The sequence below is a fragment of the Burkholderia sp. JP2-270 genome, assembly GCF_003233675.1.
Lineage (GTDB): Bacteria > Pseudomonadota > Gammaproteobacteria > Burkholderiales > Burkholderiaceae > Burkholderia > Burkholderia pyrrocinia_C.
Genome location: NZ_CP029826.1, coordinates 1052998 through 1079717 on the forward strand (window position 1 = coordinate 1052998; position 26720 = coordinate 1079717).

Annotated in this window: 23 protein-coding genes and 1 pseudogene; 15 read left to right on the forward strand and 9 right to left on the reverse strand. The window is 65.9% G+C overall.

Annotation, left to right across the window (positions count from 1 at the left end; all coding sequences use genetic code 11):
• Positions 1–34 precede the first annotated feature (34 nt).
• Complete coding sequence (locus tag DM992_RS37570; RefSeq protein WP_111021312.1) at positions 35–421, forward strand: VOC family protein; 387 nt, start codon at positions 35–37, stop codon at positions 419–421.
• A gap of 297 nt (positions 422–718) precedes the next feature.
• Here DM992_RS37570 and DM992_RS42080 read toward each other — a convergent pair whose 3' ends face one another.
• A complete protein-coding gene (locus tag DM992_RS42080; protein WP_162631832.1) occupies positions 719–859 on the reverse strand; it encodes a hypothetical protein in 141 nt (46 codons plus the stop codon).
• A gap of 89 nt (positions 860–948) precedes the next feature.
• Here DM992_RS42080 and DM992_RS37575 point away from each other — a divergent pair, with 89 nt between their 5' ends.
• Together DM992_RS37575 and DM992_RS37580 are read left to right on the forward strand one after the other, a co-directional pair.
• Positions 949–2001, forward strand: a complete 1053-nt coding sequence (locus DM992_RS37575; protein WP_111021645.1) for an RNA-guided endonuclease TnpB family protein — start codon at positions 949–951, stop codon at positions 1999–2001.
• Between the two features lie 65 nt (positions 2002–2066).
• Positions 2067–2480, forward strand: a complete 414-nt coding sequence (locus tag DM992_RS37580; RefSeq protein ID WP_111021313.1) for a VOC family protein — start codon at positions 2067–2069, stop codon at positions 2478–2480.
• 114 nt (positions 2481–2594) lie between these two features.
• On the opposite strand, the gene trpS is transcribed toward DM992_RS37580, so the two are convergent.
• Together trpS and DM992_RS42510 are read right to left on the reverse strand one after the other, a co-directional pair.
• A complete protein-coding gene (gene trpS / locus DM992_RS37585) occupies positions 2595–3608 on the reverse strand; it encodes a tryptophan--tRNA ligase (protein WP_111021646.1) in 1014 nt (337 codons plus the stop codon).
• Positions 3609–3817: 209 nt separating this feature from the next.
• Positions 3818–3973: a hypothetical protein gene (locus DM992_RS42510; RefSeq protein ID WP_204356195.1), complete on the reverse strand. Its 156-nt coding sequence runs from the start codon at positions 3971–3973 to the stop codon at positions 3818–3820.
• 538 nt (positions 3974–4511) lie between these two features.
• Between DM992_RS42510 and tssI the strand changes: the two genes are divergently transcribed.
• From tssI to argE, 7 genes are all read left to right on the forward strand, one after another.
• The gene (gene tssI, locus DM992_RS37590) at positions 4512–6548 is read left to right on the forward strand and encodes a type VI secretion system tip protein TssI/VgrG (protein ID WP_239511541.1); all 2037 of its coding nucleotides are present in this window, start codon (positions 4512–4514) and stop codon (positions 6546–6548) included.
• 67 nt (positions 6549–6615) lie between these two features.
• A protein-coding gene (locus tag DM992_RS37595; protein ID WP_111021314.1) for an IS3 family transposase occupies positions 6616–7715 on the forward strand; the annotation gives its coding sequence in 2 pieces (ribosomal slippage) (positions 6616–6868 and positions 6868–7715; 1101 coding nt in all).
• A 72-nt stretch (positions 7716–7787) separates the two neighbouring features.
• Positions 7788–8000: a hypothetical protein gene (locus DM992_RS37600; protein ID WP_239511487.1), complete on the forward strand. Its 213-nt coding sequence runs from the start codon at positions 7788–7790 to the stop codon at positions 7998–8000.
• Positions 8001–8227: 227 nt separating this feature from the next.
• Positions 8228–9550 (forward strand): NAD(P)/FAD-dependent oxidoreductase, encoded by a 1323-nt coding sequence (locus DM992_RS37605; protein ID WP_111021315.1) that lies wholly within the window; start codon positions 8228–8230, stop codon positions 9548–9550.
• 76 nt (positions 9551–9626) lie between these two features.
• Positions 9627–10076 carry a RidA family protein gene (locus DM992_RS37610; RefSeq protein WP_111021316.1) on the forward strand — a complete coding sequence of 150 codons (450 nt, stop codon included), beginning with the start codon at positions 9627–9629 and terminating at the stop codon, positions 10074–10076.
• On the forward strand, positions 10073–10750 hold the full coding sequence (locus DM992_RS37615; RefSeq protein WP_111021317.1) for a DUF1028 domain-containing protein: 678 nt from the start codon (positions 10073–10075) through the stop codon (positions 10748–10750). Before DM992_RS37610 ends, DM992_RS37615 begins: the two co-directional genes overlap by 4 nt.
• Positions 10743–11906: an acetylornithine deacetylase gene (gene argE, locus DM992_RS37620; RefSeq protein WP_111021318.1), complete on the forward strand. Its 1164-nt coding sequence runs from the start codon at positions 10743–10745 to the stop codon at positions 11904–11906. The genes DM992_RS37615 and argE overlap by 8 nt, the downstream gene beginning before the upstream one ends.
• Positions 11907–11960: 54 nt before the next feature.
• Here the strand turns inward: argE and DM992_RS37625 are convergent, their stop codons facing one another.
• Positions 11961–12884 carry a LysR substrate-binding domain-containing protein gene (locus DM992_RS37625; RefSeq protein ID WP_111021319.1) on the reverse strand — a complete coding sequence of 308 codons (924 nt, stop codon included), beginning with the start codon at positions 12882–12884 and terminating at the stop codon, positions 11961–11963.
• Between the two features lie 349 nt (positions 12885–13233).
• Between DM992_RS37625 and DM992_RS37630 the strand changes: the two genes are divergently transcribed.
• On the forward strand, positions 13234–14655 hold the full coding sequence (locus DM992_RS37630) for a cytosine permease (RefSeq protein WP_111021320.1): 1422 nt from the start codon (positions 13234–13236) through the stop codon (positions 14653–14655).
• A gap of 132 nt (positions 14656–14787) precedes the next feature.
• Here DM992_RS37630 and DM992_RS37635 read toward each other — a convergent pair whose 3' ends face one another.
• From DM992_RS37635 to DM992_RS37655, 5 genes are all read right to left on the reverse strand, one after another.
• Complete coding sequence (locus tag DM992_RS37635; protein WP_111021321.1) at positions 14788–17067, reverse strand: FdhF/YdeP family oxidoreductase; 2280 nt, start codon at positions 17065–17067, stop codon at positions 14788–14790.
• 123 nt (positions 17068–17190) lie between these two features.
• Positions 17191–20034, reverse strand: a complete 2844-nt coding sequence (locus DM992_RS37640) for an AAA family ATPase (protein ID WP_111021322.1) — start codon at positions 20032–20034, stop codon at positions 17191–17193.
• A 599-nt stretch (positions 20035–20633) separates the two neighbouring features.
• Positions 20634–20903: a hypothetical protein gene (locus DM992_RS37645; RefSeq protein ID WP_034184672.1), complete on the reverse strand. Its 270-nt coding sequence runs from the start codon at positions 20901–20903 to the stop codon at positions 20634–20636.
• Positions 20904–21006: 103 nt separating this feature from the next.
• Positions 21007–21822 (reverse strand): family 1 encapsulin nanocompartment shell protein, encoded by an 816-nt coding sequence (locus DM992_RS37650; protein WP_111021323.1) that lies wholly within the window; start codon positions 21820–21822, stop codon positions 21007–21009.
• Positions 21815–22882, reverse strand: a complete 1068-nt coding sequence (locus DM992_RS37655; protein WP_111021324.1) for a Dyp-type peroxidase — start codon at positions 22880–22882, stop codon at positions 21815–21817. Before DM992_RS37655 ends, DM992_RS37650 begins: the two co-directional genes overlap by 8 nt.
• Before the next feature lie 376 nt (positions 22883–23258).
• Between DM992_RS37655 and DM992_RS37660 the strand changes: the two genes are divergently transcribed.
• The 4 genes and pseudogenes from DM992_RS37660 to DM992_RS37680 all read left to right on the forward strand — a co-directional run bounded on the left by DM992_RS37660 (position 23259) and on the right by DM992_RS37680 (position 26590).
• Positions 23259–23627: a LysR family transcriptional regulator gene (locus DM992_RS37660; protein WP_111021325.1), complete on the forward strand. Its 369-nt coding sequence runs from the start codon at positions 23259–23261 to the stop codon at positions 23625–23627.
• Positions 23624–24073 carry a phosphate-starvation-inducible PsiE family protein gene (locus DM992_RS37665; protein WP_111021326.1) on the forward strand — a complete coding sequence of 150 codons (450 nt, stop codon included), beginning with the start codon at positions 23624–23626 and terminating at the stop codon, positions 24071–24073. Before DM992_RS37660 ends, DM992_RS37665 begins: the two co-directional genes overlap by 4 nt.
• Before the next feature lie 344 nt (positions 24074–24417).
• Positions 24418–24672 (forward strand): annotated as a pseudogene (locus DM992_RS37675) (hypothetical protein); the annotation flags it as partial.
• 385 nt (positions 24673–25057) lie between these two features.
• Positions 25058–26590, forward strand: coding sequence for an FAD-dependent oxidoreductase (locus tag DM992_RS37680; protein ID WP_111021327.1), 1533 nt, complete (start codon positions 25058–25060; stop codon positions 26588–26590).
• The last annotated feature ends 130 nt before the right edge of the window (positions 26591–26720 follow it).

Sequence of the window (26720 nt, forward strand, 5' to 3'; positions counted from 1 at the left end):
GCGATTGCCGGCGGCCGCTTCAGGAGAGACTGACATGCGAATCTACGTGACGAGTATTTTTGTCGACGATCAGGACAAGGCGTTGACGTTCTATACCGACAAGCTCGGCTTCAGGCTGAAGAACAACATCCCGGTGGGCGACTACCGCTGGCTGACCGTGGTGTCGAAGGACCAGCCGGACGGCACCGAGCTGCTGCTCGAGCCGAGCAGCCATCGTGCGGCGGGGCCTTACAAACAGGCGCTGTACGAGGACGGCATTCCGGCGGCGTCGTTTCAGGTCGACGATCTCGATGGCGAATTCGCGCGGCTCACGGCGCACGGCGTGCGGTTCACGCTGGAGCCGATGGACGCGGGGCCCGTGCGCGTCGCGGTGATCGACGATACGTGCGGCAACCTCATTCAACTGATGCAGATGAAGTAGCGCGTTGCGCGGGCCTGCTCAGAGCGCTGCGACCGGCGGTGCGTTGTGCATCCGGCTGCGCTCCTGCAAGCGGCTCCGGATGCGCCACCCGCAATCGGCCCGCACCAGCAGGTCGCGATGCCCCGCATGTCTCCTTCGCCGGCGTTGTTATTGGCGGGCCACGTTAGCGAAGCCGCCATTACGGGTCAATTTCATGGTGACGCGGTGCACGCGGTTTGCGATGGCCCGATTCTGTAGCGACGGATGACTCGAATCGAAAGGTTTCCAAGTGTCGCCGGAAGTGATTCGGGCTGGAGTTCATCCCGGAAGCGGGAGTTGGCTATCCGACAGCGCGCTTCGTGCTCGCATCTGCACGGGTGCGCGCGGCGAGCCGATGTCGTGGCCGAGATACAGCGGGACGATCGTGCAGTTGACGACGAGGAGGGTCGGGCGGTTCATCAGATGCTCCGAGAAACCCCGTCCTTCAGGGCGGGGAGGAAAGGAGCGCCGCTGTTTGACAGCGGCATTCCAACGTTAAAATGACCGGCATGATCCTTGTCTATCGCTACCGAGTGAAATCGTTGAGCGGCCTGCTGAACAAGCAAAGCCGAGCAGTGAACTACGTGTGGAACTTCTGCAACGACACGCAGAAGCACGCGCTCAAGTGGGGCAAGAAGTGGCCGTCGGGTTTCGACCTGAACGTACTGACGACCGGCAGCAGCAAGGAACTCGGCATCCAATCCGGCACGGTCAATGCAACGTGCGAGCAATACGCGAAGTCGCGCAGCCAGCACCGTCGCCCGTACCTGCGCTATCGCGGCGGGCAATCGCTGGGCTGGGTGCCGCTGAAGGGCCGCGACCTGAAGCGCGAGGGCGACGCATTCCGCTTCGCCGGCCACACCTTCCGCGTGTTCAGCAGTCGCCCGCTGCCCGACGGCAAGATCAAGGACGGCACCAACTTCGCGCAGGATGCGCGCGGCAACTGGTTCCTGAATATCGTGATCGAGATACCCGATGTTCAGGCGCGCCCGATCCGCTCTGGTGTCGGCATCGATCTCTGCCTGAAAGACTTCGCCACACTTTCGACCGGCGAGAAGCTGCTCAACGGCCGGTTCGGTCGACGTGCGGCTGAGAAGCTGGCGAAGGCGCAGCGGGCACGCAAGCACAAGCGGCATATCGCGAAGCTGCACGCCGAGGTGGCGAATGCCCGCGCCGATTCCCAGCACAAGCTCGCACTCGATCTGGTGCGGCGCTTCGACTACATCGCGGTCGGCAACGTGTCGGCCGCCAAGCTCGCCAGAACCAGGATGGCGAAAAGCGTCTACGACGCGTCCTGGTCGTCCTTCCGAAATAGGCTCCGTTACAAGGCGATGGCGCACGGGGCCACGTTCGAGGAAGTGGACGAAAGCGGTTCCACCCAGTCCTGTTCGGCGTGCGGGTCGACAGACAGCACGACGCGGCCGAAAGGTATCGCGGGACTGAGAATAAGGGAGTGGAAGTGCAGCAACTGTGGTGCCGAGCATGATCGCGATATCAACGCTGCATTGAACATTCTCCGATGCGGACGTGCATCGCCAGGTGTGGGAATCACCTCCCTTTAGGGAGGCGAGGACGTCAAGTCGGGCATGTTTGTGTAGACTCATGCTCGTTCAACGGAGCAAACACCATGCAACTTCTCGATCACGTGTCCATCGGCGTTCCGGATATCGGGCAGGCACGCCCCTTTTACGATGCCGTCATGGCCGCGCTCGGTGCATGCAAGGTCTATGACCGGGGCACCGCACTCGGTTATGGCGAACGTTGCAATGCCAACGACACCGCATCGACCTTTCTGGCGGTTTATCTGGATCCCGCTGAAGTCGGGACGAGCAAGCGACACTGGTGTTTCAAGGCCGCTTCCCGCGAGCAGGTGCATGCGTTTTTCGAGGCAGGCCTGTCTGCGGGCGGCCAGTCCGACGGCGAGCCGGGATTGAGGCCGCATTACCATGGCGACTACTACGCGGCCTTTCTGGTCGACCCTGCCGGCAACCGGATCGAGGCAGTGTGTCACGCTGCTCCGTCGGAGCACGAGCGGGCATGACGGCGCCGATTGGTGACTGACCGTCTGCGGTATGCTTTTGTGCCGTTCGGGGCCTGACAAGCCGCTTCGAATTTCCGCCGCGCATCGTCGGGCCGCGTTTGCCGCCTGCGCCGCTCAATCGAAATACGTGAGCCCCAGCGCCCCCTTCACATCCGCGAGCGTCGCTCCCGCCACTTCCCGCGCGTGCATCGTGCCGCGCTTCAGGATCGCCATCACCTCGCCCTTGTCGGCCTCGAACTCTCGGCGGCGCGCACGGATCGGCTCGATCAGCGCCTGCAGCCGTTCGTTCAGCACGCGCTTGACGACGCTGTCGCCGAGCCCGCCGCGCCGATAGTGCGCCTTCAGCTCATCGACCTTCTGCACATCCGGCTCGAACGCATCGAGGAACGTGAACACGACGTTGCCCTCGACCTGGCCGGGGTCGCTCACGCGCAGGTGGTTCGGATCTGTATACATGTCCCTCACGGCCTGCGCGATTTCGTCCGGCGTCGCGCCGAGCGTGATTGCATTGCCGAGCGACTTGCTCATCTTCGCCTTGCCGTCGATGCCCGGCAGCCGCGTGACCGACGACAGCACGGCCTCGCATTCGACCAGCACCGGCTGGTCGACGGTCGCGTTGAAGCGGCGCACGAGTTCGTTGGTCTGCTCGATCATCGGCAACTGATCGTCGCCGACGGGTACGTGCGTCGCCTTGAACGCAGTGATGTCGGCCGCCTGGCTCACCGGGTAGGTCAGGAAGCCGGCCGGGATGTCGCGCTCGAAGCCGCGCAGGCGGATCTCTTCCTTGATGGTCGGATTGCGTTCGAGGCGCGCGACCGTGACGAGATTGAGCAGGTATTGCGACAGCTCGGCGAGCACGGGCACCTGCGACTGCACGACGATCGTCGAGATCGCCGGATCGATGCCGACGGCGAGATAGTCGAGCGCGACCTCGATCACGTTCTCGGTGACGCGCTGGCGGCGGCCCATGTTGTCGGTCAGCGCCTGCATATCGGCGAGCAGCAGGAATTGCCGTGCTTCATGCTGCATCTGCACGCGTGCGCGCAGCGAGCCGATGTAGTGGCCGAGGTGCAGCGGGCCGGTCGTGCGGTCGCCGGTGAGGATGGTCGGTCGGTTCGGGTGGGTCATGATGGTCGTTGGCTCCGGGTTGTCGAAGCCGCCAGCCATGATGTCGGCGCAGAAACGCAAATGCCGCCATGGCTGGCGGCATCACGTTTGGGACATGCAAAAGGAAACGGGCCGCCTGGGTCAGGCGCGCCACCAGCAATGCAGGTTCGACAGGGCAGGTTTGGTTTCCATCGCGAAAGTATAGCGCAGCGCGGGGACGGCCATGCGCGTCAGCGCAACACCGATTCCATCGCGAGGTACGCGGTTTCGGCGGACGGCCACAGCAGGTACAGCAGGCCGGCCATCAGCAGCAGCGCGCCCGCGCGCACCAGCGGCGTGCGGTCTTTGTTGCGCGAAGGGGGGACGGGGTGATTCAGTTTCTTCATGCTTGCAGGCGCGCGATGCGCCACTCCAACGGTTGCTGCAACGGGTCGGGTGGGGCGACGCCGGGGTGTTGCGGGGAAACGGGCGGTGCGCAGCGGTGTGGGCGGCTGCGCGACGTAAAAAAGGGGATGATCGGATGGTCCGCTCGGGTTCCGGAACGCATGCTGCGCATCGCATATTGCGAGGCGACGCGCATGCTATCAGTTTGGCGGTTCGCGAACCGTCAAGAATTGTCGGGCAATGGCCGGGTTAAAGAGCAGTCGGACGCCTAAACGTTTTCGGTTGGGTATCTGAAATATCTAAAACATCAATAAAATCAATCTGTTAATGAATTTTTTTGAAGGGGTCAAATGGGTGGGCGAGATCTTATGTGTATTCATCGCGCCTTCTTTCTTGCGATCGTGCGGGATTACCATAATGCGATTGTTTTTGTGTGAACGTTGCATTTGAAATCGACGCCTAAACAATTAAGCGCGCAGGTGACGTGGCGGTCTGAGAGCGTCGTCGCCGAATGCCCATCGACAAGGGAACGTGACCGAAATGCTGCGCGCCTTCGTTAGCGCGCTCGATCAGAACAATCGTGCGATCCGGTTTGATTGGGGCCGCCATCAGGAGGCGCTGGCGCATGTCCTGGTACCGCAGAACGTGGATTTGACGGAAGGCATTTGTACCGGGATCGAAGGGCACTTGACCTGTCTGTCTTCGCGCCCGGACCTTCCGCTGCCTGCTTTCCTGGGGCTGCCGCTTTCGGTGCAACTGGTAACGGACCGAGGTGAGCCGTATCCGATCAACGGGATCATCACCGACGTACGGGCCGGCCAATCGGACGGCTCTCTCACGTGCGTCCAACTGACGTTGCGAGATGCGCTGAGTATCCTCGAGCAACGTGTCAACAGCAGAACGTTTCGTTCAATGAATGTCCCGGACATTCTGGAGACACTGCTGCACGAATGGCAGCAACGCAGCTCCGCGTTGGCGCAGGCTTTCGATTTCGAACTCGTGCTCGATCGCAACCAGTATCCAAAGCGCGAGCAGACGCGCCAGGCGGACGAGTCGGATGCGGCCTTCATTCGCCGGCTGTGCCGGCGCGACGGCATTTTCTGGTACGCCCGGGCCGGCAAGCATGACGGCACGTCGACCGATACGCCAGTCCATACGCTTGTGTTCTGCGATGATCCGACGAAGTTGCCTCAGGCGGCAGCGGGGCGCGTGTCGTACCATCGCGGTGCGCAATCGAGGGAGCGCGATTCGGTCACGCTCTGGTCCACCGCCCGTGCGCTGACGCCCGGAAGCGTGCGGCGCTCCAGTTGGGATTACAAGACCGGCAGGATGGCCCAATCCGAGCAGGAGACGATCGTCGATCAGGGCGAGACCGGCAACGATCTCGCGAAGTTGCTGGCCGATTCTGTCATCGACGTCCCGCATGCAGGTGATTCGGACGCCGATCAAGAACGCTTGGCGAAGGCCCGCATTCTGGCCCACGAGCGTCGCGCCGAGTGCGTGTATGCGTCGAGCGATGTCCGGGATGTCTCGCCGGGTTTTTGGTTCACGTTGCTCGGGCATCCGGAGGTGGATACCCGACCTGAAGAGCAGCGGCAATTCGTCGTTACCAGTCTTCACCACCGGGCCACCAACAATTTTTCGAAGGCGCTCGACGAGCGTGCTCAGGCGTTGTTTGCGGCGAGTCGCTGGAGCTTCGAAGCGTTGCCGGCCGAAGAAGGTGTCGGGGTCCGCTACGAAAACACTTTCATTTGCGTGCGCCGTGGCGTGCCACTGACACCTTCCTACGATCCGCGCGTCGATTTGCCGCCGGTGCATCCGTTTACCGCGAAGGTGGTTGGCCAGGATGGCGAGGAAGTGCACTGCGACGAATTGGGCCGCGTCAAGGTACAGATTCTCGGTTTGCGCGCTGACGACCATACCCATGCGCAGGGTGCCGGCACCAGCGGAACCGAGCGTGACAGCGCGTGGGTGAGATGGGTCAGCCCCTGGGCAGGCCCGAACTATGGCATGGACATGCTGCCGCGCGCCGGGATGGAGGTGCTGATCGACCACCTGCATGGTGATCCCGACAAGATGGTCGTTACGGGAGTGCTGCACGGTGGTCCCAACATGCCGACCAAGTTCAGTCATACGGGCGCGCTTCCGGGCAATCGATATCTTTCCGGCATCAAGACCAAGGAAGTCAAGGCGGATCGCTATAACCAGTTGCGTTTCGACGATACGCCCGGCCAGATCAGCAGTCAGCTTGCCAGCGAGCACACCTATACCCAGCTGAACCTGGGCTACCTGACGGAGCCTCGCGATGACGGCAAAGGGGCGCCTCGCGGTGACGGTCTGGAGGCCAGAACCGATGCCCAGGCCGTCATTCGCGCCGCGAAGGGCGTCTATGTGACCGCGCAGCAGCAGGGGCGTGCCGAAGGCAAGATGCTCGAACGCACGGCGTTGCAGACGTTGATCGAGCAATTGCAGGAACTGGTACGGAACCTCGGTGATGCATCCGCTGCGAACGACGCCTCCAACACCGACCTCGCACGCATCGAGAAGATCGCGTCGCAGATCAAGGGTTGGGATTGACCTGGGACGTTTCTTGTAGCCATTTGGCAAGTGAGTTCTCTTTTATCCTAGAGGCAAGGAGAACTCGATGAAGAAGCGATTTACCGACGAGCAAATCATCCGGATCTTGCGCGAGGCCGAAAGCCGGGACGAACCGGTGAAGGATCTGTGCAAGCGCCACAACATCTCGGAACAGACGTTCTATTGTTGGCGCAACAAGTTCGGCGGCATGGATGTGGCCGACGCCCGCCGGCTCAAGGATCTGGAATCAGAGAACGATCGGCTCAAGCGCCTGATCGCCGAGCAGATGCTGGTGATCGACGGTCTGAAGGAATTCAGCCGAAAAAAATGAGTACCCCAACGGGCCGGCGCGAAGCGCTGGAAGTCCTGACTCGGCGGGGTCTCTCGCAACGCAAGGCATGTTGTTATCTGGGGCTGAGTCGCCGGGTGGCCACCTATACGCTCAAGCAACCGGAGAAGGATCGGAGCCTGGGCGAGCGGCTGATGGCGGCCGCGCAGGAAGTGCCGCGCTTCGGCTACCGGCGGATGTCGGCTTGGCTGGCGCTGGGCGAATCGCGCGTGCGGCGAATGTGGCAAGCCTTGCGGGTCAACATTCCACGGCGGCGTCCTCGCCGGCGTCGTTGTGGCAACGACATTCGCTTGCCCGGTGCGACACAGCCGAATTCGGTCTGGAGCTACGACTTCGTGCACGATCAACTGGTCGATGGGCGGGCGTTGAAGATGCTTTGCGTGATCGATGAATACACCCGCGAGTGCCTGGCGATCGAAGTCGGCGCCAGCTTGCGGTCGCAGGATGTCATCCTGACGCTGTCGCGACTGATGCGGCTGTACGGCAAGCCCGCGTTCATTCGGTCTGACAACGGCGCCGAATTTACCGCTGCCAAGGTCATGCGCTGGCTGCGGGATGCTGCCATCGGTCCGGCCTTCATCACGCCCGGCAGTCCGTGGCAAAACGGGTTCGTCGAGAGCTTCAACGGCAAGTTGCGTGACGAATTGTTGAACCGGGAATGGTTCCGCAGCCGCGCCGAAGCCAAGGTGCTCATTGAACGCTGGCGGCAGTTCTACAACGAGCGCCGGCCCCATAGCGCGCACCGCTATCAACCTCCCGCCACGGTCCGTCGAGCCTGGCTGGATTCCGATAATATCGACGCGAGACTCACTGCCTGATTGGCTACAAAATCCCGCCGCAGGTCAGTTTACGATCCGTCGGCGAACGTGGCCGGGCAGGTCGAGACGATCATGCAGCAGAGCGGCGACTTGCGTACCTGCCTCGGGCGCATCGATCTCTGGCAGGCCAGCCAGCAGCAACAGCTGCAGGATTTCTTCGCCGCGCTGATGCTGAGCCTCGACATGCAAAACTGGGTGCAGGTGCCGGACGGCAACCTGCGGGTGCGGATCAACGGCGGCGTGATCCAGTATCAGAAGGGCACCGGTCCATGGACCAACGCGTAGCCGGCGCGACCCGTTGAAGCCGGCGCCCGCCATCCGGGCGGGCGCCGGTGCAGTACGGGCGCGTCGTCCTGCGCCGCTCACTGCCCGCGCCACACCCAGCTTTTTGCTCGTCAACACCAACAAAAATCATCATTTCGCCTCCGGCGGTGTGTCAGCAGAATGTCTCCATTCCAACTCGTGCGACAGCAAGAACGTCGCATCGAGCCGCACTTCAGAAGGAGACAGCCGTGGCAGTCGAAACAACCTCAATCGATACGCTCGTCGTCGGCGCCGGGCAGGCCGGCGTGGCCATGAGCGAGCACCTGGGCAAGCTGGGCGTGCCCCATCTCGTGCTCGAGCGCAGCCGCATCGCCGAACGCTGGCGCACCGGGCGCTGGGATTCGCTGGTCGCGAACGGCCCCGCGTGGCACGACCGCTTCCCGGGGCTCGAATTCGACGGCCTCGATCCCGATGCGTTCGCATCGAAAGACCAGGTCGCGGACTACTTCGAAGCGTATGCGCGGAAATTCAACGCACCGATCCGCACCGGCGTCGAAGTGAAGAACGTCGTGCGCAACGCAGGCAAGCCGGGCTTCGTCGTCGACACGTCCGACGGCACGATCGAAGCGAATCGCGTGGTGGTCGCGACGGGGCCGTTCCAGCGTCCGGTAATTCCGCCGATCGCGCCGGATGACGCACGTCTCGTGCAGATCCATTCCGCTGACTATCGCAACCCGGGCCAGCTCCCGGAGGGCGCAGTGCTGGTGGTCGGCGCGGGTTCGTCGGGCGTGCAGATCGCCGACGAACTGCAACGCGCGGGCCGGCAGGTCTATCTGTCGGTCGGGCCGCACGATCGTCCGCCGCGCGCGTATCGCGGCCGCGATTTCTGCTGGTGGCTCGGCGTGCTCGGCGAATGGGACAAGGAAGTCGCGACGCCCGGCCGCGAACACGTGACGATCGCGGTGAGCGGCGCACGCGGCGGCCATACGGTCGATTTCCGCGCGCTCGCGAACCAGGGCGTGACGCTGGTCGGGCTGACGAAGTCGTTCGACGGCGGCGTGGCCGTGTTCGAACGCGACCTCGCGCTCAATCTTGCGCGCGGCGACGAGAACTACCTGTCGCTGCTCGACGCGGCCGACGCGTATGCGGTGCGCAACGGCCTCGACCTGCCGGAAGAGCCGGACGCGCGCCGCATCCTGCCGGACCCGGAATGCGTCGCGCATCCGATCCTTTCGCTCGACCTCGCCGGCACCGGCGTCACGTCGATCGTCTGGGCGACCGGCTATGCGGTCGACTACGGCTGGCTGAACGTCGACGCGTTCGCGGCGAACGGCAAGCCGCAGCACCAGCGCGGCGTGTCGAAGGAGCCCGGCATCTATTTCCTCGGGCTGCCGTGGCTGTCGCGGCGCGGTTCCAGCTTCATCTGGGGCGTGTGGCACGACGCGAAGCACATCGCCGATCACATCGCGACGCAGCGCAAGTACCTCGACTACCACGACGCGTCGCAACACCGCGCGGCCGCGCAAGCGGCGCAGGCAGACACGCGCCCGCTCGCCGAAGCGACGAACTGACGAGCAGACACGAACCCGCCGCGCCGCGTCTGCTTCCGGCGCGGCGGGTGTTTCCACCGACGATCGAAGGACCTCGATGAGCCAACCTACCCATACGCGTATCCGCATGTTCAACACGAAGGATACCTACCCGAACCAGACGCTCGACAACGACCTGTGCCAGGCCGTGCGGGCCGGCAACACCGTCTACGTGCGCGGCCAGGTCGGCACCGATTTCGACGGCAACCTGATCGGCCTCGGCGACGCGCGCGCGCAGGCCGGCCAGGCGATGAAGAACGTCAAGCAGTTGCTGGAAGAAGCCGGCAGCGACATCACGCACATCGTGAAGACGACGACCTACCTGATCGACCCGCGTTACCGCGAGCCGGTGTACCAGGAAGTCGGCAAGTGGCTGAAGGGCGTGTATCCGATCTCGACGGGGCTCGTCGTGTCCGCGCTCGGCCAGCCGCAGTGGCTGATGGAAATCGACGTGATCGCGGTGATCCCGGACAACTGGCAGCCGAACCGCGGACCGGAGGCGACATGACTTTCTCCATCGTCGGACGCTGCCCGGAGACGGGCCAGCTCGGGATCGCGATCAGCTCGTCGAGCATCGCAGTGGGCGCGCGCTGCCCGTGGGTGCGTGCGGGCGTGGGCGCGGTCGCGACACAGAACATCACGCTGCCGGCGCTCGGCCCGCAGATTCTCGACCTGATCGAGCACGAGCAGCTCGCACCCGCCGCGGCGCTCGATCGCGCGCTCAGCGCGAACGGCTGGAGCCAGTACCGGCAGGTCACGGTGATCGACGGGCAAGGGCAGACGGCATGCTTCACCGGCAAGGAAGCGCTCGGCACGCATCACGCGGTGAAGGGCGAGCAATGCGTGGCGGCCGGCAACCTGCTGGCCGCGCCGGCCGTGATAGACGCGATGGCCGGCGCGTTCGAACAGGCCCCCGGCCTGCTCGCCGATCGCCTGCTGGCCGCGATGCACGCGGCAATGGCAGCCGGCGGCGAGGCGGGGCCGGTTCATTCGGCCGCGCTGAAGGTGGTCGGCGACCTGACCTGGCCGGTGGTCGACCTGCGCGTCGACTGGGCCGATGCCGACCCGATCGGGCAGCTCGACGCGCTGTGGCACGCGTATCGGCCGCAGATGCAGGACTACCAGACCCGCGCGCTGAACCCGACCGCCGCGCCGAGCTACGGAGTGCCGGGCGATGAGTGACGCATCGAGCCGCGCGCTGCTCGAACGGCTGATCGCGTTCGCGACGGTCAGCCGCGATTCGAATCTCGAGATGATCGAGTTCATCCGCGCCTATCTCGCGGGCTTCGGCGTATCGAGCGACCTGTTCTACAACGCGGAACGCACGAAGGCGAGCCTGTACGCGACGATCGGGCCGCGCGAGCGCGGCGGCATCGCGCTGTCGGGCCACACTGATGTGGTGCCGGCAGACGGGCAGGCGTGGACGGTCGAGCCGTTCCGGCTGACCGAGCGCGACGGCCGCTTGTACGGTCGCGGCACGGCCGACATGAAGGGCTTCATCGCTTCGGTGCTCGCGGCCGTACCGGCGTTCGTCTCGCAGCCGCTGAGCGTGCCCGTGCATCTCGCGTTCTCGTACGACGAGGAAGTCGGCTGCGTCGGCGTGCGGCCGATGCTCGAAGCACTGGCCGCGCGCGAGCACCGGCCGCGCCTGTGCCTGATCGGCGAGCCGACCGAACTGAAGCCGGTGCTCGGTCACAAGGGCAAGCTCGCGATGCGCTGCCGCGTGAAGGGCGCCGCGTGCCACTCGGCGTATGCGCCGTCGGGCGTCAACGCGATCGACTATGCGGCGAAGCTGATCGGCCGGCTCGGCGAGATCGGCGCGGCGCTCGCGCGGCCCGAACGGCACGACAGCCGCTTCGATCCGCCGTTCTCGACCGTGCAGACGGGGCTGATCAAGGGCGGCCGCGCGCTGAACATCGTGCCGGCCGAATGCGAGTTCGATTTCGAGGTGCGTGCGCTACCGAATTTCGATGCGCACGACGTGCCGAGAAAGCTGCAGGACTATGCGGAATCCGAACTGTTGCCGAAGATGCGCGCGGTGCAGCCCGATACCGACATCCAGCTGCAGCCGCTGGGTGCGTACCCGGGGCTCGCAACCGCGCCTGACAGCGAAGCCGCGCGCCTGCTCGCGATGCTGAGCGGGTCTGATGCGTTCGGCACGGTTGCGTTCGGCACCGAGGGCGGACTGTTCGGGCAGGCCGGCATTCCGACCGTGGTGTGCGGGCCCGGCAGCATGGACCAGGGGCACAAGCCCGACGAGTTCGTCACGCTTGAACAACTGCACGGATGCGACGCGATGCTGGGCCGTCTGGCCGCGCATCTTGCTTCGGCCGCCTGAACCCATAGCCGACACGCACGCGCCCGTCCGGCGGCGCGTGCGTTTTCTGCTTCGTTATCGCGCCGATTCGGCGACGATCTGCGCGAGCCGCTCGCGGCAGAAATCGACGAACGACTGCGCCTGCTTGGTGAGCTGCCCGCGTTTCAGCCGCGCGCTCACGAGCCCGGACGGGCTCACCGTTTCGCTGAGGCCGATCGTCACGACGCGCCGGCCGTCGTACGTGTATTCCGAATACGGGCGCGTGACGAGCAGCGAGAAGCCGAAGCCCTGGCCGACCATCCCGCGCACCATCTCGATCGACGGCGAGCCGAATACGATGTTCGGCGTCAGCCCGAGCTCATGAAACAGGCTGACGAAATACGTGCGGCTCGGCTGCACGTCGAGCAGGATCATCGGCTCGACGCAGAGGTCGCGCAGCGACACGTGCGGCTGGCCCGCGAACCGGTGGTTCTCCGGCAGCAGCACATACGGCTGCTGCGGCGGCATCAGCGGCTCGGTTTCGATCGTGCCGTCGAGATCGTGGTCGTACATCAGCGCGAGATCGAACGTGCCGGACGTCAGGCCCTGCACGAGTTCCTGCTGGTCGCCGTCGCGCAGCCGGATGTTGACGCCCGGGTAGCGCTCGCGAAACCCTGCGATCAGTTGCGGCAGATAGAGCGGCGCGACCGTCTCGAAGCAGCCGATGTCGATCTGCCCGGTAATCACGTCGTTGTCGGCGAGCGCGTTCTGTTCGAATTCGTGCGCGATGCGCAGCAGCTCCTGCGCTTTCCGGTAGAAGCGCGTGCCGCTCGGCGTCAGCGACACGCCCTGCGCGTGATGGCGGATGAACAGCTTCACGCCGAAGCTTTCCTCGAGCCCCTTGATCGCGCTTGAGATCGACGGCTGCGCGATGAAAAGCTGGCGCGACGCCTCGGCGACGCTGCCGGATTCCACCGTCGTCACGAAGTATTTCAGTTGCCGCAAAGTGTAGTGAGCCACAAGCACCTCTGATGCCCGGCCCCGGCATGCTGCCGCGGGGCGCATTCTGTCCATGGTTTTGCGTAGCACCTTACCTGAAGAAGCCCGAGGCCGAAATTTCCGCTACAGAGCTTTTTCGTATGTCCCGGAAATATTTTTAGTATTTCTCCGTCGCTGCATCGGTGGCGCACCATCGTCTCCAATCCGGATCGCAACGAGGCCGCACAGTGCCGGCGCGACATGTCATCCGCCGCGCGTGCACGCGGCGCGTCGTCGCTCGCGTATCCGGACCCGATTGCAGGCTCGCGCACCGTCGTGGGCCGGCTGAAACGGCAAGCGCGCACCGCCGCGCAGGACAGGAGACTTCACCATGACGAATGTGGACCGCAACGCGTCCCCGATGATAGAGAAACACACGATCGGCTACGTGCCGCCCGCGGAGCGCCACGGCAGGGTGCGCGACCTGTTCACGCTCTGGTTCGGCGGCAACATCGCGCCGCTGCCGATCGTGACCGGCGCGCTCGGTGTGCAGCTCTTCCACCTGAACCTGATGTGGGGCATCGTCGCGATCGTCGTCGGCCAGGCGGTCGGCGGCGTGCTGATGGCGCTGCATTCCGCGCAGGGGCCGCAGATGGGCATCCCGCAGATGATCCAGAGCCGTGCGCAGTTCGGTTCGTGGGGCGCGCTGCTCGTCACCGTGATCGCGGCCGTGATGTACGTCGGCTTCTTCGCGTCGAACATCGTGCTCGCCGGCAAGTCGGTGCACGGCATCGCGGCGTCGGTGCCGGTGCCCGTCGGCATCGTGATCGGCGCGGTGGGCTCGGGGCTGATCGGCATCGTCGGCTACCGCTTCATCCATATCCTGAACCGCATCGGCACGTGGGTGCTCGGCATCGGGATCCTGGTCGGCTTCTGGATGATCCTCACGCACGTGACGACCGACGATTTCCTGACGCGCGGCGGCTTCGACTTCGCGGGCTGGCTCGCGACGGTGTCGCTGTCGGCGTTGTGGCAGATCGCGTTCGCGCCGTACGTATCGGACTATTCGCGCTATCTGCCGGAGGATGTCGGCGTCGCGTCGACGTTCTGGGCGACCTATCTCGGCTGCACGATCGGCTCGACGCTCGCGTTCATCTTCGGCGCGGTCGCGGTGCTCGCGGTGCCGGCCGGCGCGGACACGATGGATGCGGTCAAGCAGGCGACCGGCCCGCTCGGCCCGCTGATGCTCGTGCTGTTCCTGCTGAGCGTGATCAGCCACAACGCGCTGAACCTGTACGGCGCGGTGCTCGCGGTGATCACGTCGGTGCAGACGTTCGCGTACAAGTGGATTCCGACTGCGAAAACCCGCGCGGCGGTGTCGGTCGTGATCTTCGTCGCGTGCTGCTATGCGGCGATCGGCGCATCGACGAACTTCGTCGGCAACCTCGTCGATCTCGTGCTCGCGCTGCTTGTCGTGCTTGTACCGTGGACGGCGATCAACCTGATCGACTTCTACGTGATCCACAAGGGCAAGTACGACATCCAGTCGATCTTCATGGCGGACGGCGGCATCTATGGCCGCTTCAATCCGCAGGCGCTGCTCGCGTATGCGATCGGCATCCTCGTGCAGATTCCGTTCATGAACACGCCGATGTATGCGGGCCCGATTCCCGCGCATCTCGGCGGCGCGGACCTGTCGTGGCTCGTGGGGCTGGTGCTGACGTCGCCGCTATACTACTGGCTCGCGACGCGCGACAGCGCGTACCGGCGCCGGCAGGGCGGTGCACATCTGCCGCCGACTGCGGCGCAGTAAGCGGGGCGCTTTTCGAAGCAGAGAAGGAAGAGAGGGGCCACCGCATCGACTGCAATGCGGTGGCCCGTAGAAGCGTTTCGATATGACGAAGGCAGGCTCGGGCCGGTGAAATGCCGCAAGCCTGCCCGCGCATCATACGACCGCCGAGCGCGCGACGCGCACCGGCACCGACTTGTACGACGGCGTGCCGCTTTCCTTGTCGATGTAGTCGAGCGGCACGAGCACGTTCGCTTCCGGGTAATACGCGCCGACCGATCCCGGCGCGATGTCGTACTCGATCGCGGTGATCTTATCGAGACGCAGCGTGCGGCCCGACGCGGTGATCGTCTCGATGTCGACGAGGTCGCCGTGTTCGAGACCGTACTTCGCGAGATCCGCCGGGTTCATGAACAGCACGTCGCGCCGCCCGAACACGCCGCGATAGCGGTCGTCGAGCCCGTAGATCGTCGTATTGTACTGATCGTGGCTGCGCAGCGTGATCAGCCGCAGCACCTGCTCGCCGCCGAGCACTTCCGCGTCTTCCGCGACGCCCTTGTAGACCGAGAACATCGCCTTGCCGGTCGCCGTGGGCCATACGCGCTCGGTGGGCGGCAGCGGCAGGCGGAAGCCGCCCGGCGTGCGGATGCGTTCGTTGAATGCCTCGAAGCCGGACACCGTGCGGTCGATCAGGTCGCGGATGCGGTCGTAGTCGGCGATCAGGTCGAGCCACGCGACCTTGCTGTTCGGCAGCGTCGCATGCGCGATTCCCGCGACGATCGCGGGCTCCGAGCGCAACTGGTCCGACGCCGGCTTGAGCTTGCCGGCCGACGCGTGGACCATCGACATCGAATCCTCGACGGTGATCGATTGCCGGCCGCTCGCCTGCATGTCGAGCTCGGTGCGGCCGAGCACGGGCAGGATGAAGGTTTCCTTCCCGACCAGCAGGTGCGTGCGGTTCAGCTTCGTGCCGAGGTGTACGCTCAGGTCGAGCTTCGCCATTGCCGGGAACGACAGCTCGGGATCGGGCAGCGCGACCGCGAAGTTGCCGCCGAGGCACAGCAGTGCCTTCGCGCTGCCGTCGACCATCGCCTGCATCGCCTGCACGGCGTCATGCCCGTGATGCGCGGGCGGCATGAAGCCGAACACGTCCTCGATCTTCTTCAGGAACTCGGCCGACGGCTTCTCGGTGATGCCGACCGTGCGGTTGCCCTGCACGTTCGAATGGCCGCGCAGCGGGCAGATGCCGGCGCCGGGCTTGCCGATGTTGCCGCGCATCAGCAGCAGGTCGGCGATCAGGCGCACGGTCGCGGTGCCCTTGTTGTGCTGCGTGACGCCCATCCCGTACGTGACGATCGTCGCATTCGACTTCGCGTACGCGAGCGCGACCTGTTCGAGCTGCGCCTGGCTGAGGCCGCTCGCGCGCTCGATGTCGTCCCACGACGTGACCTGCAGGTCGGCCGAGAACGCGTCGAAGCCGTTGGTGTGCTGCGCGATGAAGTCGCGGTCGAGCACGTCGCCGCGCTCGGTTTCGAGCTGCAGCAGCGCCTTCATGATGCCCTTCAGCGCGGCCGCGTCGCCGCCCGCGTCGAGCTGGTAGTACGTCGATGCAATGCGCGTCGAGCCGAACGACGCCATCTCGATCATGTCCTGCGGATCCGCGAAGCGTTCGAGCGCGCGCTCGCGCAGCGGATTGAACACGATGATCGGCACGTTGCGCCGCGAGCACTCGTGCAGCGTGCCCATCATCCGCGGGTGGTTTGTGCCGGGGTTGTGGCCGATCGAGATGATCAGCTCGCAGTGGTCGAAATCCTCCAGCGACACGGTGCCCTTGCCGATGCCGATCGACTGCGGCAGGCCGACGCTGGTCGGCTCGTGGCACATGTTCGAGCAGTCGGGGAAGTTGTTGGTGCCGAGCTCGCGCGCGAACAGCTGATACAGGTACGCGGCTTCGTTCGACGCGCGGCCCGACGTGTAGAACTCGACCTGCTCCGGCGGCAGCGCGCGCAGCACTTCGCCGATGCGCGCGAATGCGTCGTCCCATTCGATCGCACGGAACGTGTCGGTCGCGCGATCGTAGACGAGCGGATGCGTGAGCCGGCCCATGTTCTCCAGTTCGTAGTCCGACATGCGCAGCAGCGACGACACGGTGTTCGCCGCGAAGAACTCGGGCGTCACGCGCTTGGTCGTCGCTTCCCACGTGACGGCCTTCGCGCCGTTTTCGCAGAACTGGAACGTCGACTTGTGTTCCTTGTCGGGCCATGCGCAGCCGGGGCAGTCGAAGCCATCGGGCTGGTTGGTCCGCATCAGCACGATCGGCGCCTCGATGGTTTCCATCTGCGTGCGCACGGCCTCGGCTGTCGCGCGAAGCGCGCCCCAACCGCCGGCGGGCCCATCGTACTTCCTGATGCCTGGCACTTCGCGTCGATTTGTCATGAGAATCTCCATGGGCCGGCCCGGTGCGGGCGGCTCGGGTTGCGCCGTGTCGCGGCGTGGTGCGGCTCCGTCCGTCGGACGGAGCCGGTCATGCTTGCCCCGGGCTGCAGGGCAGGCGGGGTTTCAGTGCGCGTCCTTCTTCGCGCCGGACGACTTCTTGCCGGACTGCTTTGCGGTGGGCGGCGGCACGTCGGCGGGCGCACCGCCGTCCTTCGCTTCACCGGATGCCTTGGCGGCCGCCTTGCCGTTTGGTTTCGCGTTGCCGTCGGTGTCCTTCTTCGCGTCCTTCGTGTCCTTCGCTTCAGGCGCGGCGAGCTTGTCGAACTTCACTTCGCCGCTGTCCTTGTCGTAGTCGACCTCGACGCGATCGCCGGACTTCAGCCGGTCGGCGAGGATCTCCTTCGCGAGCTTGGTCTCGATGGTCTGGCGGATCTGGCGCTTCAGCTCGCGCGCGCCGAACTCCGGCTGGTAGCCGGCCTCGGTCAGATGCTCGACGAGCGCATCGCCCATCACGAGCGTGATGTCCTGCGCGGCGGCCGTGCGCACCACGCGGTCGAGCTGGATCTGCACGATCGCGCGGATGTTCTCCTTCGACAGCGCGTGGAAGACGATCACCTCGTCGATCCGGTTCAGGAACTCGGGGCGGAAATGGCCCTTCAGCACCTGCATCAGTTCGTCGCGGATCGCCTTGTCGGTCTTGCGCGCGGCTTCCGGCTGCGTCAGGTTGTCCATGATGATCGCGGCGCCGAGGTTGCTCGTCGCGATGATGATCGTGTTGCTGAAGTCGACCACGCGGCCCTTGCCGTCGGTCAGGCGGCCGTCGTCGAACACCTGCAGCAGCACGTTGTAGACGTCCGGGTGCGCCTTCTCGATCTCGTCGAGCAGGATCACGCTGTACGGCCGGCGCCGCACGCGCTCGGTGAGCTGGCCGCCTTCGTCGTAGCCGACGTAGCCGGGCGGCGCGCCGATCAGCCGCGCGACCGCATGCCGTTCCATGTACTCGGACATGTCGATGCGGATGATCGCCTGCTCGTCGCCGAACACGGTCTCGGCCAGTGCCTTCGCGAGCTCGGTCTTGCCGACGCCCGTCGGCCCGAGGAACAGGAACGTCGCGATCGGCCGGTGCGTCTGGCCGAGTCCCGCGCGCGACAGCCGCACGGCATCGCTGACGGCCACCACCGCGTCGCTCTGGCCGACCACGCGCTCGCGCAGCTGCTCTTCCATCTTCAGCAGCTTCTGGCGCTCTTCCTGCGTGAGTTCGGATACGGGAATGCCGGTCAGCCGCGACACGACTTCGGCGACGGACTCGACCGTCACCTCGAGCGTTTCGGAGCCCGTCTTGCGCTGCCACGCTTCCATCTTTTCATCGAGCGTCTTCTGCTTCTCGTTGATCTGCTCCTCGAACTGCTTCGCTTCGTCGAAGCGCTTGCGCGACGTCGCGTAGTCCTGCTCGCGCTTCAGCTGGGCGATCTGCGCTTCGCCTTCCTGGATGTCGACGGGGCGCGACGTCGCGCCGATCCGCACGCGCGCGGCGGCCTGATCGATCAGGTCGATCGCCTTGTCGGGCAGGAAGCGCGACGTGATGTAGCGGTCGGCGAACTCGGCGGCCGCGACGAACGCGTCGTCCGCGAACGTCACCTGGTGGTGCGCCTCGAGGCTGTCGCGCAGCCCGCGCAGGATCACGATCGTCTGCTCGACGCTCGGCTCCGGCACGAACACCGGCTGGAAGCGCCGTTCGAGCGCCGCGTCCTTCTCGATGTACTTCTGGTATTCGTTGAGCGTCGTCGCGCCGATCAGGCTCAGCTCGCCGCGCGCGAGCGCGGGCTTCAGCACGTTCGCGATGTCGAGGCCGCCTTCGCCGCCGCCCTGGCCCGCGCCGACGATCGTATGCAGTTCGTCGATGAACAGGATCAGTTCGTCCTGCTTCGCAGTCACTTCGTCGATCAGCTGCTTCGCGCGCTCCTCGAATTCGCCGCGATACTTGGCGCCTGCCACCATCGAATTGATGTTGACCTCGACGAGCCGCTTGTTGCGCAGCACCTCGGGCACGTCGCCGTTGACGATCCGCTGCGCGAGCCCCTCGACGATCGCCGTTTTGCCGACGCCCGGCTCGCCGATCAGCACCGGGTTGTTCTTCTTGCGGCGCGCGAGCACTTCGATCGTGCTTTCGATTTCCTGTGCACGGCCGAGCACGGGGTCGAGCTTGCCCTGGCGCGCGATCGCGGTGAGGTCGCGGCCGAACTTGTCGAGGTTCGGCGTGCCGGTCGGCGCGTCGACGCGGCCGTCCTCGGCGCCCTTGCCGACCACCTTCACAACCTTCTGGCGCAGCGCCTCGGGCGTCACGCCGTATTTCTTCAGCAGCGTGCCGGCGATGCTGTCCGACACCGATGCGAGCCCGATCAGCAGGTGCTCCGGGCCGATATACGAGTGACCGAGATCGCGCGACGCCTGGAACGCGTATTGCACGGCCTTCTTCACGCGCGGCGAGATCGACAGCTTGTCGAGCGGCGCATCGGGGGCGGCCGTGCCGGTGTGCGCATGCTCGTCGATATACGACTTGATGTCCTGCGGCGACAGCTTCAGTTCCTTCAGCAGCGCGGCGCACACGTCGGTGTCCGCGAGCGCGTAGAGCAGGTGTTCGGTGTCGAGCTCGCTGCGGCGCAGTTCGTGTGCCTTCTCGGCCGCGCGCTGCAGCAGTTCGAGTGTCTGTTCGCTGAACGCGTCGGTCGGGTCGACCGATTCGCGCGGCACCTCGGCGGCGAGCGGCGATTCGTCGCCGAGCTCGCCGAACAGCGACGACGAGCCGCCGCCCAGCAGCGAATCGAACGGGTTCAGCATGCTCTGATGCCGCATCAGCTGACGGAAATGGTAGTCGCAGATCGAGATCGTCTTGCGCTCGCCGTCCTGCATCACGGTTGCGCGCGCAACGGCCGGCCGGGCGTGGCAGATATCGCAAAGTGCGGGCATGGTGGTCTGGCTCCTGTCTGTGAAGGTGGGTCGAGCGGTGAAGTCACGATGCGGCGCAGCACTGGTGCATCCCGACCGCGGACACGCGACGCGCGGGCCGCGCCCACGCTGTCGCGCAGCGCGCGCCGGCACGGCGCACGGTCGCGGCGGGGAGCGCGCGTGCTGCGAGGAGCCCACGGCATCGCTTCGACTGCGTTCAAAATAGCGAATCGGCGGGAGCCATCCAAGACACAGTTCCACGCCGGACCGACTGCGAATTGCACCCTCACATGCGCGCGCGCACTGAGGGCAAGGAGTACAGACGGGCGCGCACGCGGCGGCGCGGGCGTGTGCGACGTGCGCAGCGTGCGGTGACTGGAGGCGGGGGAGAGGGAAACGCGAACGGATCGCGGTGCGACATCGGCGCGCAGGGCGCCGGTTGCCGGCAAACGGACGGCGATGCGGGTAGGCAAGCGCGGCAAAAGTGCCGCAGTGCGAGCGCGAGCGAACTGCTTATGGCCGGCGCGCGCGCACCGCGGCCGATGCGTGCGCGACGGTCGAACGAGAGGAGAGGTTGCACGGTACAGGCCGGACATGGCGCCAACCGTGGCGAACCGCGATCAGTCGGACAGTTTCATCGCGAGCCGCTGGCGGGCGATCTGCTTCACGTCCGTCGACAGTGCCGCATTCGGCAGACCATTGGCCCAGACGGAGAACGAATCCTCGATCAGGTTGCGCGTGTCGGGCGGCAACTCGGCCAGCATCAGCGACACGACGGTAAACAACACGGCGGTGTCGGCGGCCTCGCTGCCCGCGTTCGCGTCGACCGTCTTCTTCAGGCTGTCGACCGACGCTTGCAGCGCCTGCAGTGCATCATTCGTATCGCTCATGACATTCTCCATGCGAGATGGGTTCGATCGGCGATGAACATGCGGCCGGCGGCGCGGCCGGTCGCGCGACGCCCGGGCGGGCATCGCGCGCAGGCAGTCGCGGTCAGGTCGCCGGATTGCCCTGCGGGGCCACGGCCACCGATGCTTCGCTCGTCAGCATCAGGAACGTGAACGTTTCGCGCAGGTACAGGCGGACGGTCTTGTCGGTGTGGCTCGTGTAGCCGATCGATACGTCTTCCCCGAGGTGCAACTCGTAATCGCCGCCGCGCATCGACAGCACGCAGCCGCCGCTGAGCGCCGGCGCCCAGATGATTTCGCCGCTGACGATCCGCTTGATGTGACCGAGGACCGGATAACCCTGGTCGCGCGCCTCACTGAGCGCGGTATATGCGTCCGAGCCGAGCACCACCGAGTACGGGCCGTCGACGCCGGCGAGCCGCAGCGCTTCGAGCGCGTCGCTGATCGCGTCCGGGTACGCGCTGACGTCCGCCGGCAGCGTGAGCTTGCGGTTCGACGTGCCTTCGCGGATGCCGACGATGCCGGCGGCCGGGTAGCCGTCGAAAATCGCGTTGTCCTCGGCGAACGCGAGCCGCTGCGCGGCCTCCTTCGCCGGTTGCCAGTCGGCATCGCGCGCGCCGCGCTCGACGCTGTCGATCGCATCGCGGCTCAACTCGAACGGCACCGTCAGCTCGACGATCGTGCGGACTTCGCGCAGCCGTGCGCTCACGAGCTCGCGCGGCGCGGCGACTTCCACCAGGTGCCCGGTGCCGACGGCCGACAGCTCGGGGCCTGCGGGGCCGTCGACGTCGACGACGCGGCGGCCGGCCACCGATCGTTTGAAGGTGCGCGCCACTTCCTCCTCGATTTGTTCCCAGGCGGACGACGAGATCGGGGCAAGTTCGCGGTGCAGGTTATTCATAGGCTTGGGTTCCTTTCAGCGAGCCGATTTTCAGCGAGCCGTCGCGGTGCGGCGCGGACGATGTGGATTCAAGTTGCGCGGCGTCGGCGGCCGGCGCCGCGCGATCGGCGAGCGCTTCGAGCAGGTCGGCCGACGGCACGAAGAACAGCGAGCCGGTGACCGCGCGGCTGTAGTCGAGCAGGCGGTCGTAATTGCCGGGCGGGCGGCCGACGAACATGTTCTCGAGCATCTGCTCGATCGGCGCCGGCGAGCGCGCATAGCCGATGAAATAGGTGCCGAATTCGCCGGCGCCCGGGCGCCCGAACGGCATGTTGTCGCGCAGGATCTTCACTTCCTGGCCGTTCTCGTCGAGCGTGGTCAGCGAGCTGTGCGACGACGACGGCTTCACGTCCGGCGCGAGCTCGATGTCGGACAGCTTGGTGCGGCCGATGATGCGCTCCTGCGTCTCGACCGCGAGCGCGTTCCAGCCGGCCATGTCGTGCAGGTACTTCTGCACGATCACGTAGCTGCCGCCCGCGAATTCCGCGTCTTCATCGCCGATCACCGTGAAGTCGACCGCCTCGCGGCCTTCGGGGTTTTCGGTGCCGTCGACGAAGCCGATCATCGCGCGCTGGTCGAAATTGCGGAACCCGTGCACCTCGTCGACGACCGTGACGGCGCTGCCGAGCGCGCCGAGCAGTTGCGTCGCGAGTTCGAAGCACAGGTCCATCGCTTCGGCGCGGATGTGCAGCAGGATGTCGCCGGGCGTCGCGACCGCGACGCGCTGCCCGGCGCCGAATTCGCGGAACGGATGCAGCGACGCGGGGCGCGGCTCGCCGAACAGCGTATCCCACGCGTCGGCGCCGAAGCCGCACACGCAGGTCAGGTTGCCGCCGGGCACGCGCTTGCCGACCGAGCGCACGAGTGCGGCGATGTCGCCGCACCATGAACGGACCGTGTCGGCGTGATCGGCACCGGGATTGATCGTCGCCACGAGGAAGATCGCGCTGCGCGTGATCGGGCTGTGAACGGCCTGGGAGAGCGGGGGAGGTGTCTGCATCGCGGCCTGCCGGTCAGTCATGTCGGGGCGGACGGGCCGCGGCTGCCGCGGCGCGCGAAGGCGAACGGTTGGACTGTGTCATGCGACTGTTCTCTTTGTGACATGCGGATGAAGGACGTTGCGCGGGCATCGCGCAACGGGCCGCAGCGGCGGCGGCCGGCCGCCCGGCGCGTGATCTGCCCGCACCGCGTAACGTCGTCGAGCATGCAATCTAGCAGCTTCGGCGGGTCTTTGGAACACGTATCGTCAATCTGTCATTCGAATGCATCAAACGGGGCCGGAATTTGCGCGGCGGCCGCGCAGCTGTACTCCTGGCATGCGCGGCGCTGTGCTCTTGAGCGTGCGTGCAGCGTGCAGTAGATTAGGTCCCGCTGCGCCGCCGACGAGGAGCGTCACCATGAACCTGCTGGAAGCGATGCGTGTTTATGTCGCGGTGGTCGAGCATGGTGGCCTGTCCGGCGCCGCGTCCGAATTTAAGCTCGGCGACGCGCAGGTGAGCGAGCGGATCGACTGTCTCGAACGGTATCTCGGCTGCCGGCTGCTGCTGTGTTGCGAGCATGACGACGTGGCAAGCACCGACGCCGGTGTCGCGTTTCACGCGTGCTGCCGGCGGACGCTGTACGCGGTCGAGCAGGCGACCGGCGCGGCCGGCGCGGCTCGCGCGCCGGTGCCGGATGCGCTCGATGCCACGCATCGCGGTGTGCATTGCACGGATTTCCCGCCGCCCGGCACCGCCCATGCATCATCACACCGACCGTCACCTTGAATACGTCCACCGTTTCCTGTTCGCCGTCCGAGCGCATCCGTCGCCGCTTCGGCCATTTCCTTCACGCGGCCGAACTGGCCGGGCTGATCGTGATCGGTCTCGCGACCGTGTTCGCGATGACGCAGGAAGCGTGGAAGGTCGTGCTCGCGGGCGAGGTGTCGCTGACCGACCTGCTGCTGATGTTCCTGTATCTGGAAGTGCTCGCGATGAACGTGCGCTACCTGCGGCTCGGCCGGTTGCCCGTTCGGTTTCCGTTGTTCATTGCGATGACGTCGCTCGCGCGCGACCTGATCCTGCGCGGCGCGACCGACAGCCCCGGGCGGATGCTGATGACGACGTTCGGGATCGTGCTGCTCGCGGTGGGCGTGCTGATCCTGAGCTTCGGTCAGCATCGTTTTCCGGCCGACGTCGACGATGTCGAGGAGGATGCGCATGTGGGCCGCTGACGCGCGAAGCGTATGCACGATGTCGTTACAGGAAGGTGCCGGATGAGCACGGATTCCGTCGCAACGAAGCAGGCGAACGAATTGCAGCACGCATCGTCGGTGCCTACCGGCTGGCGCGCGACATGTGTGACGCCGACCCGGCGCGCGCACGTGCGCCGTTCGTCGTAGCGATGCAGCAGGCGGCCACGCATGCGTATGTCCATGCGGCCCGCGCGCGTGAAGCAGCAACGGGTATCTGAATGAACACCGGGTTGCCGGCGCACCGTGCGTGCGCGGTCTCGGATCGGCGCGCTGCGTGATGTGTGGCGGCGGCGCAGTCCATCTACATGAGAGAGAGGTGTCGAATGACCAGGCAACTGATCGTCGCCGTGTTCGGCAGCGGCGACACGGCCCGGCAGGCCGCTAACGATTTCGAGGCGCTGTCGGAGAAGAATGAAGGATTCCACATCGAGAATGGCGTCGTCGTCGAAAAGGATGCGGCCGGCAAGCTCGCGGTGCTCGCCGCCGAATCGCGGCCGTTCAAGGGCGGCGTGATCGGTGCGATCGCGGGCGGCCTGCTCGGGATCCTCGCCGGGCCGCTCGGCGTGGTCACCGGCATGGATCCTGCAGATCCGCAAGTGGATCGAGTCGAGCGACGTCGAGCAGCTGACGGTGGTGTTCGACGAGTGCAAGGTCGCGATTGACCGCTACGCGGACAACGTCGACGACGCGTGAGTCCACGCATCGCCACGCTATACGCGCATCGAGTCGTCGCCGGCTGACGGCAATCGGAAATACAAAGTGCCGGGCAAATGGCTGCCGTGCGAAAGTACGGGTACGCGGCGGCCGCGTGTTGCGCCGCAACGTCGATGACGTTCTACGCCGGTCATGGATCGCGTACAAGCTACAGTCCGTGTTTGCGTGCGCTGCGGGGCGTCTGTACCTGTTCTTTTCATGAAGGACGCCGATAATGGGATCGTTACCTGACTCTGCGGGAGCGATGTCATGTCCGGAAGCGACTCCTCGTCTTCACACCCCGATCTCGCGCAGGGCGTCGCGCTCGACGACATCGCCGACGGCGCGATGATCGAGGGCCACGTCGGCGACGCAGCGGTGCTGCTCGTGCGCCGCGCCGACGAACTGTTTGCCGTGGGCGCGCAATGCACGCATTACGGGGCGCCGTTGGCCGACGGCCTGCTGGTCGGCGACACGATCCGCTGCCCGTGGCACCACGCGGCGTTCTGCCTGCGCACCGGCGCGCGGCTGCGCGCGCCGGCGCTCGACGGGCTGCCGTGCTGGCGCGTCGAACGCCGCGACGGCCGCGCAGTCGTGCTCGATGCGCGGCCGGCTGCTGCGCCGCCTGCGCTGAACGCGGCCGGGTTGCCTGCATCGGTGGTGATCGTCGGCGGCGGCGCCGCTGCGATCGCGGCCGCCGTGACGCTGCGGCAGGAAGGTTATCCGCATCCCGTCACGCTGCTGAGTGCCGACCGCGATCCGCCGTACGACCGGCCCAATTTGTCGAAGGACTATCTCGCGGGCACGGCCGATGCCGACTGGCTGCCGCTGCGCGCGCCGTCGTTCTATACCGACCATCGAATCGACGTGCGGTGCGGCACACGTGTTGAACGAATCGATCCCGCACAGCATGCGGTCGAGCTGGCCGACGGCAGCCGCGTCGGATACGGCGCGCTGCTGCTTGCAACGGGCGCCGAACCGAACCGGCTGACCGTGCCCGGCGCCGATCTGCCGCACGTGTGCGTGCTCCGCTCGCGCGCCGACTGCGACGCGCTGATCGGCAAGCTGAAAACGGCGCGCCGTTGCGTCGTGGTCGGCGCGAGCTTCATCGGGCTCGAAGCGGCCGCTGCGTTGCGCACGCGCGGACTCGACGTGCATGTCGTCGCACCCGATGCGAAACCGATGGCGCACGTGCTCGGCGAAGCGCTCGGTGACACGATCAAGGCGCTGCACGAATCGCACGGCGTCGTGTTCCATCTCGGCGCGACGCTCGCTCAAATCTCACCAGGCAGCGTGACGCTGTCGACCGGCGACGTGCTGCCGGCCGATGTCGTGGTGGTCGGCATCGGCGTTCGTCCGAACGTCGAGCTTGCGCAGGACGCGGGGCTCGCGGTCGAGCGCGGCGTGACGGTCGACCGCTTCCTGCAGACGAGCGTGCCCGACATCTACGCGGCCGGCGACATCGCACGCTGGCCCGATCCGCTGACGGGGCAGCGCATTCGCGTCGAGCACTGGGTGGTCGCCGAGCGGCAGGGCATCGCCGCGGCGCGCAATATGCTCGGGCAGCAGCAGCCGTTCGACGCGGTGCCGTTCTTCTGGAGCCAGCATTACGACATGACGATCAACTACGTCGGGCACGCGGAACAATGGGATCGTGTCGAGATCGACGGCGACCTCGGCGCGCACGACTGCTCGATCGCGTACTGGCGCGGCGACACGCGGCTCGCGGTCGTGACGATCGGCCGCGATCTCGACAGCCTGAAGGCGGAAGCGGCATTGGAGCGGCAGATTGCCGCCGCGTGACAGCGGCCCGGATACATGGTTCGAACCAAGAGGAACAATGAATCCCGACGTCCGTGCATGTTTCGAAACCGAGTTCTGCGCGCTCGCGTCCGAAACGTGCGCGGCGATGTGTCGCCCGATGGCATGAGCA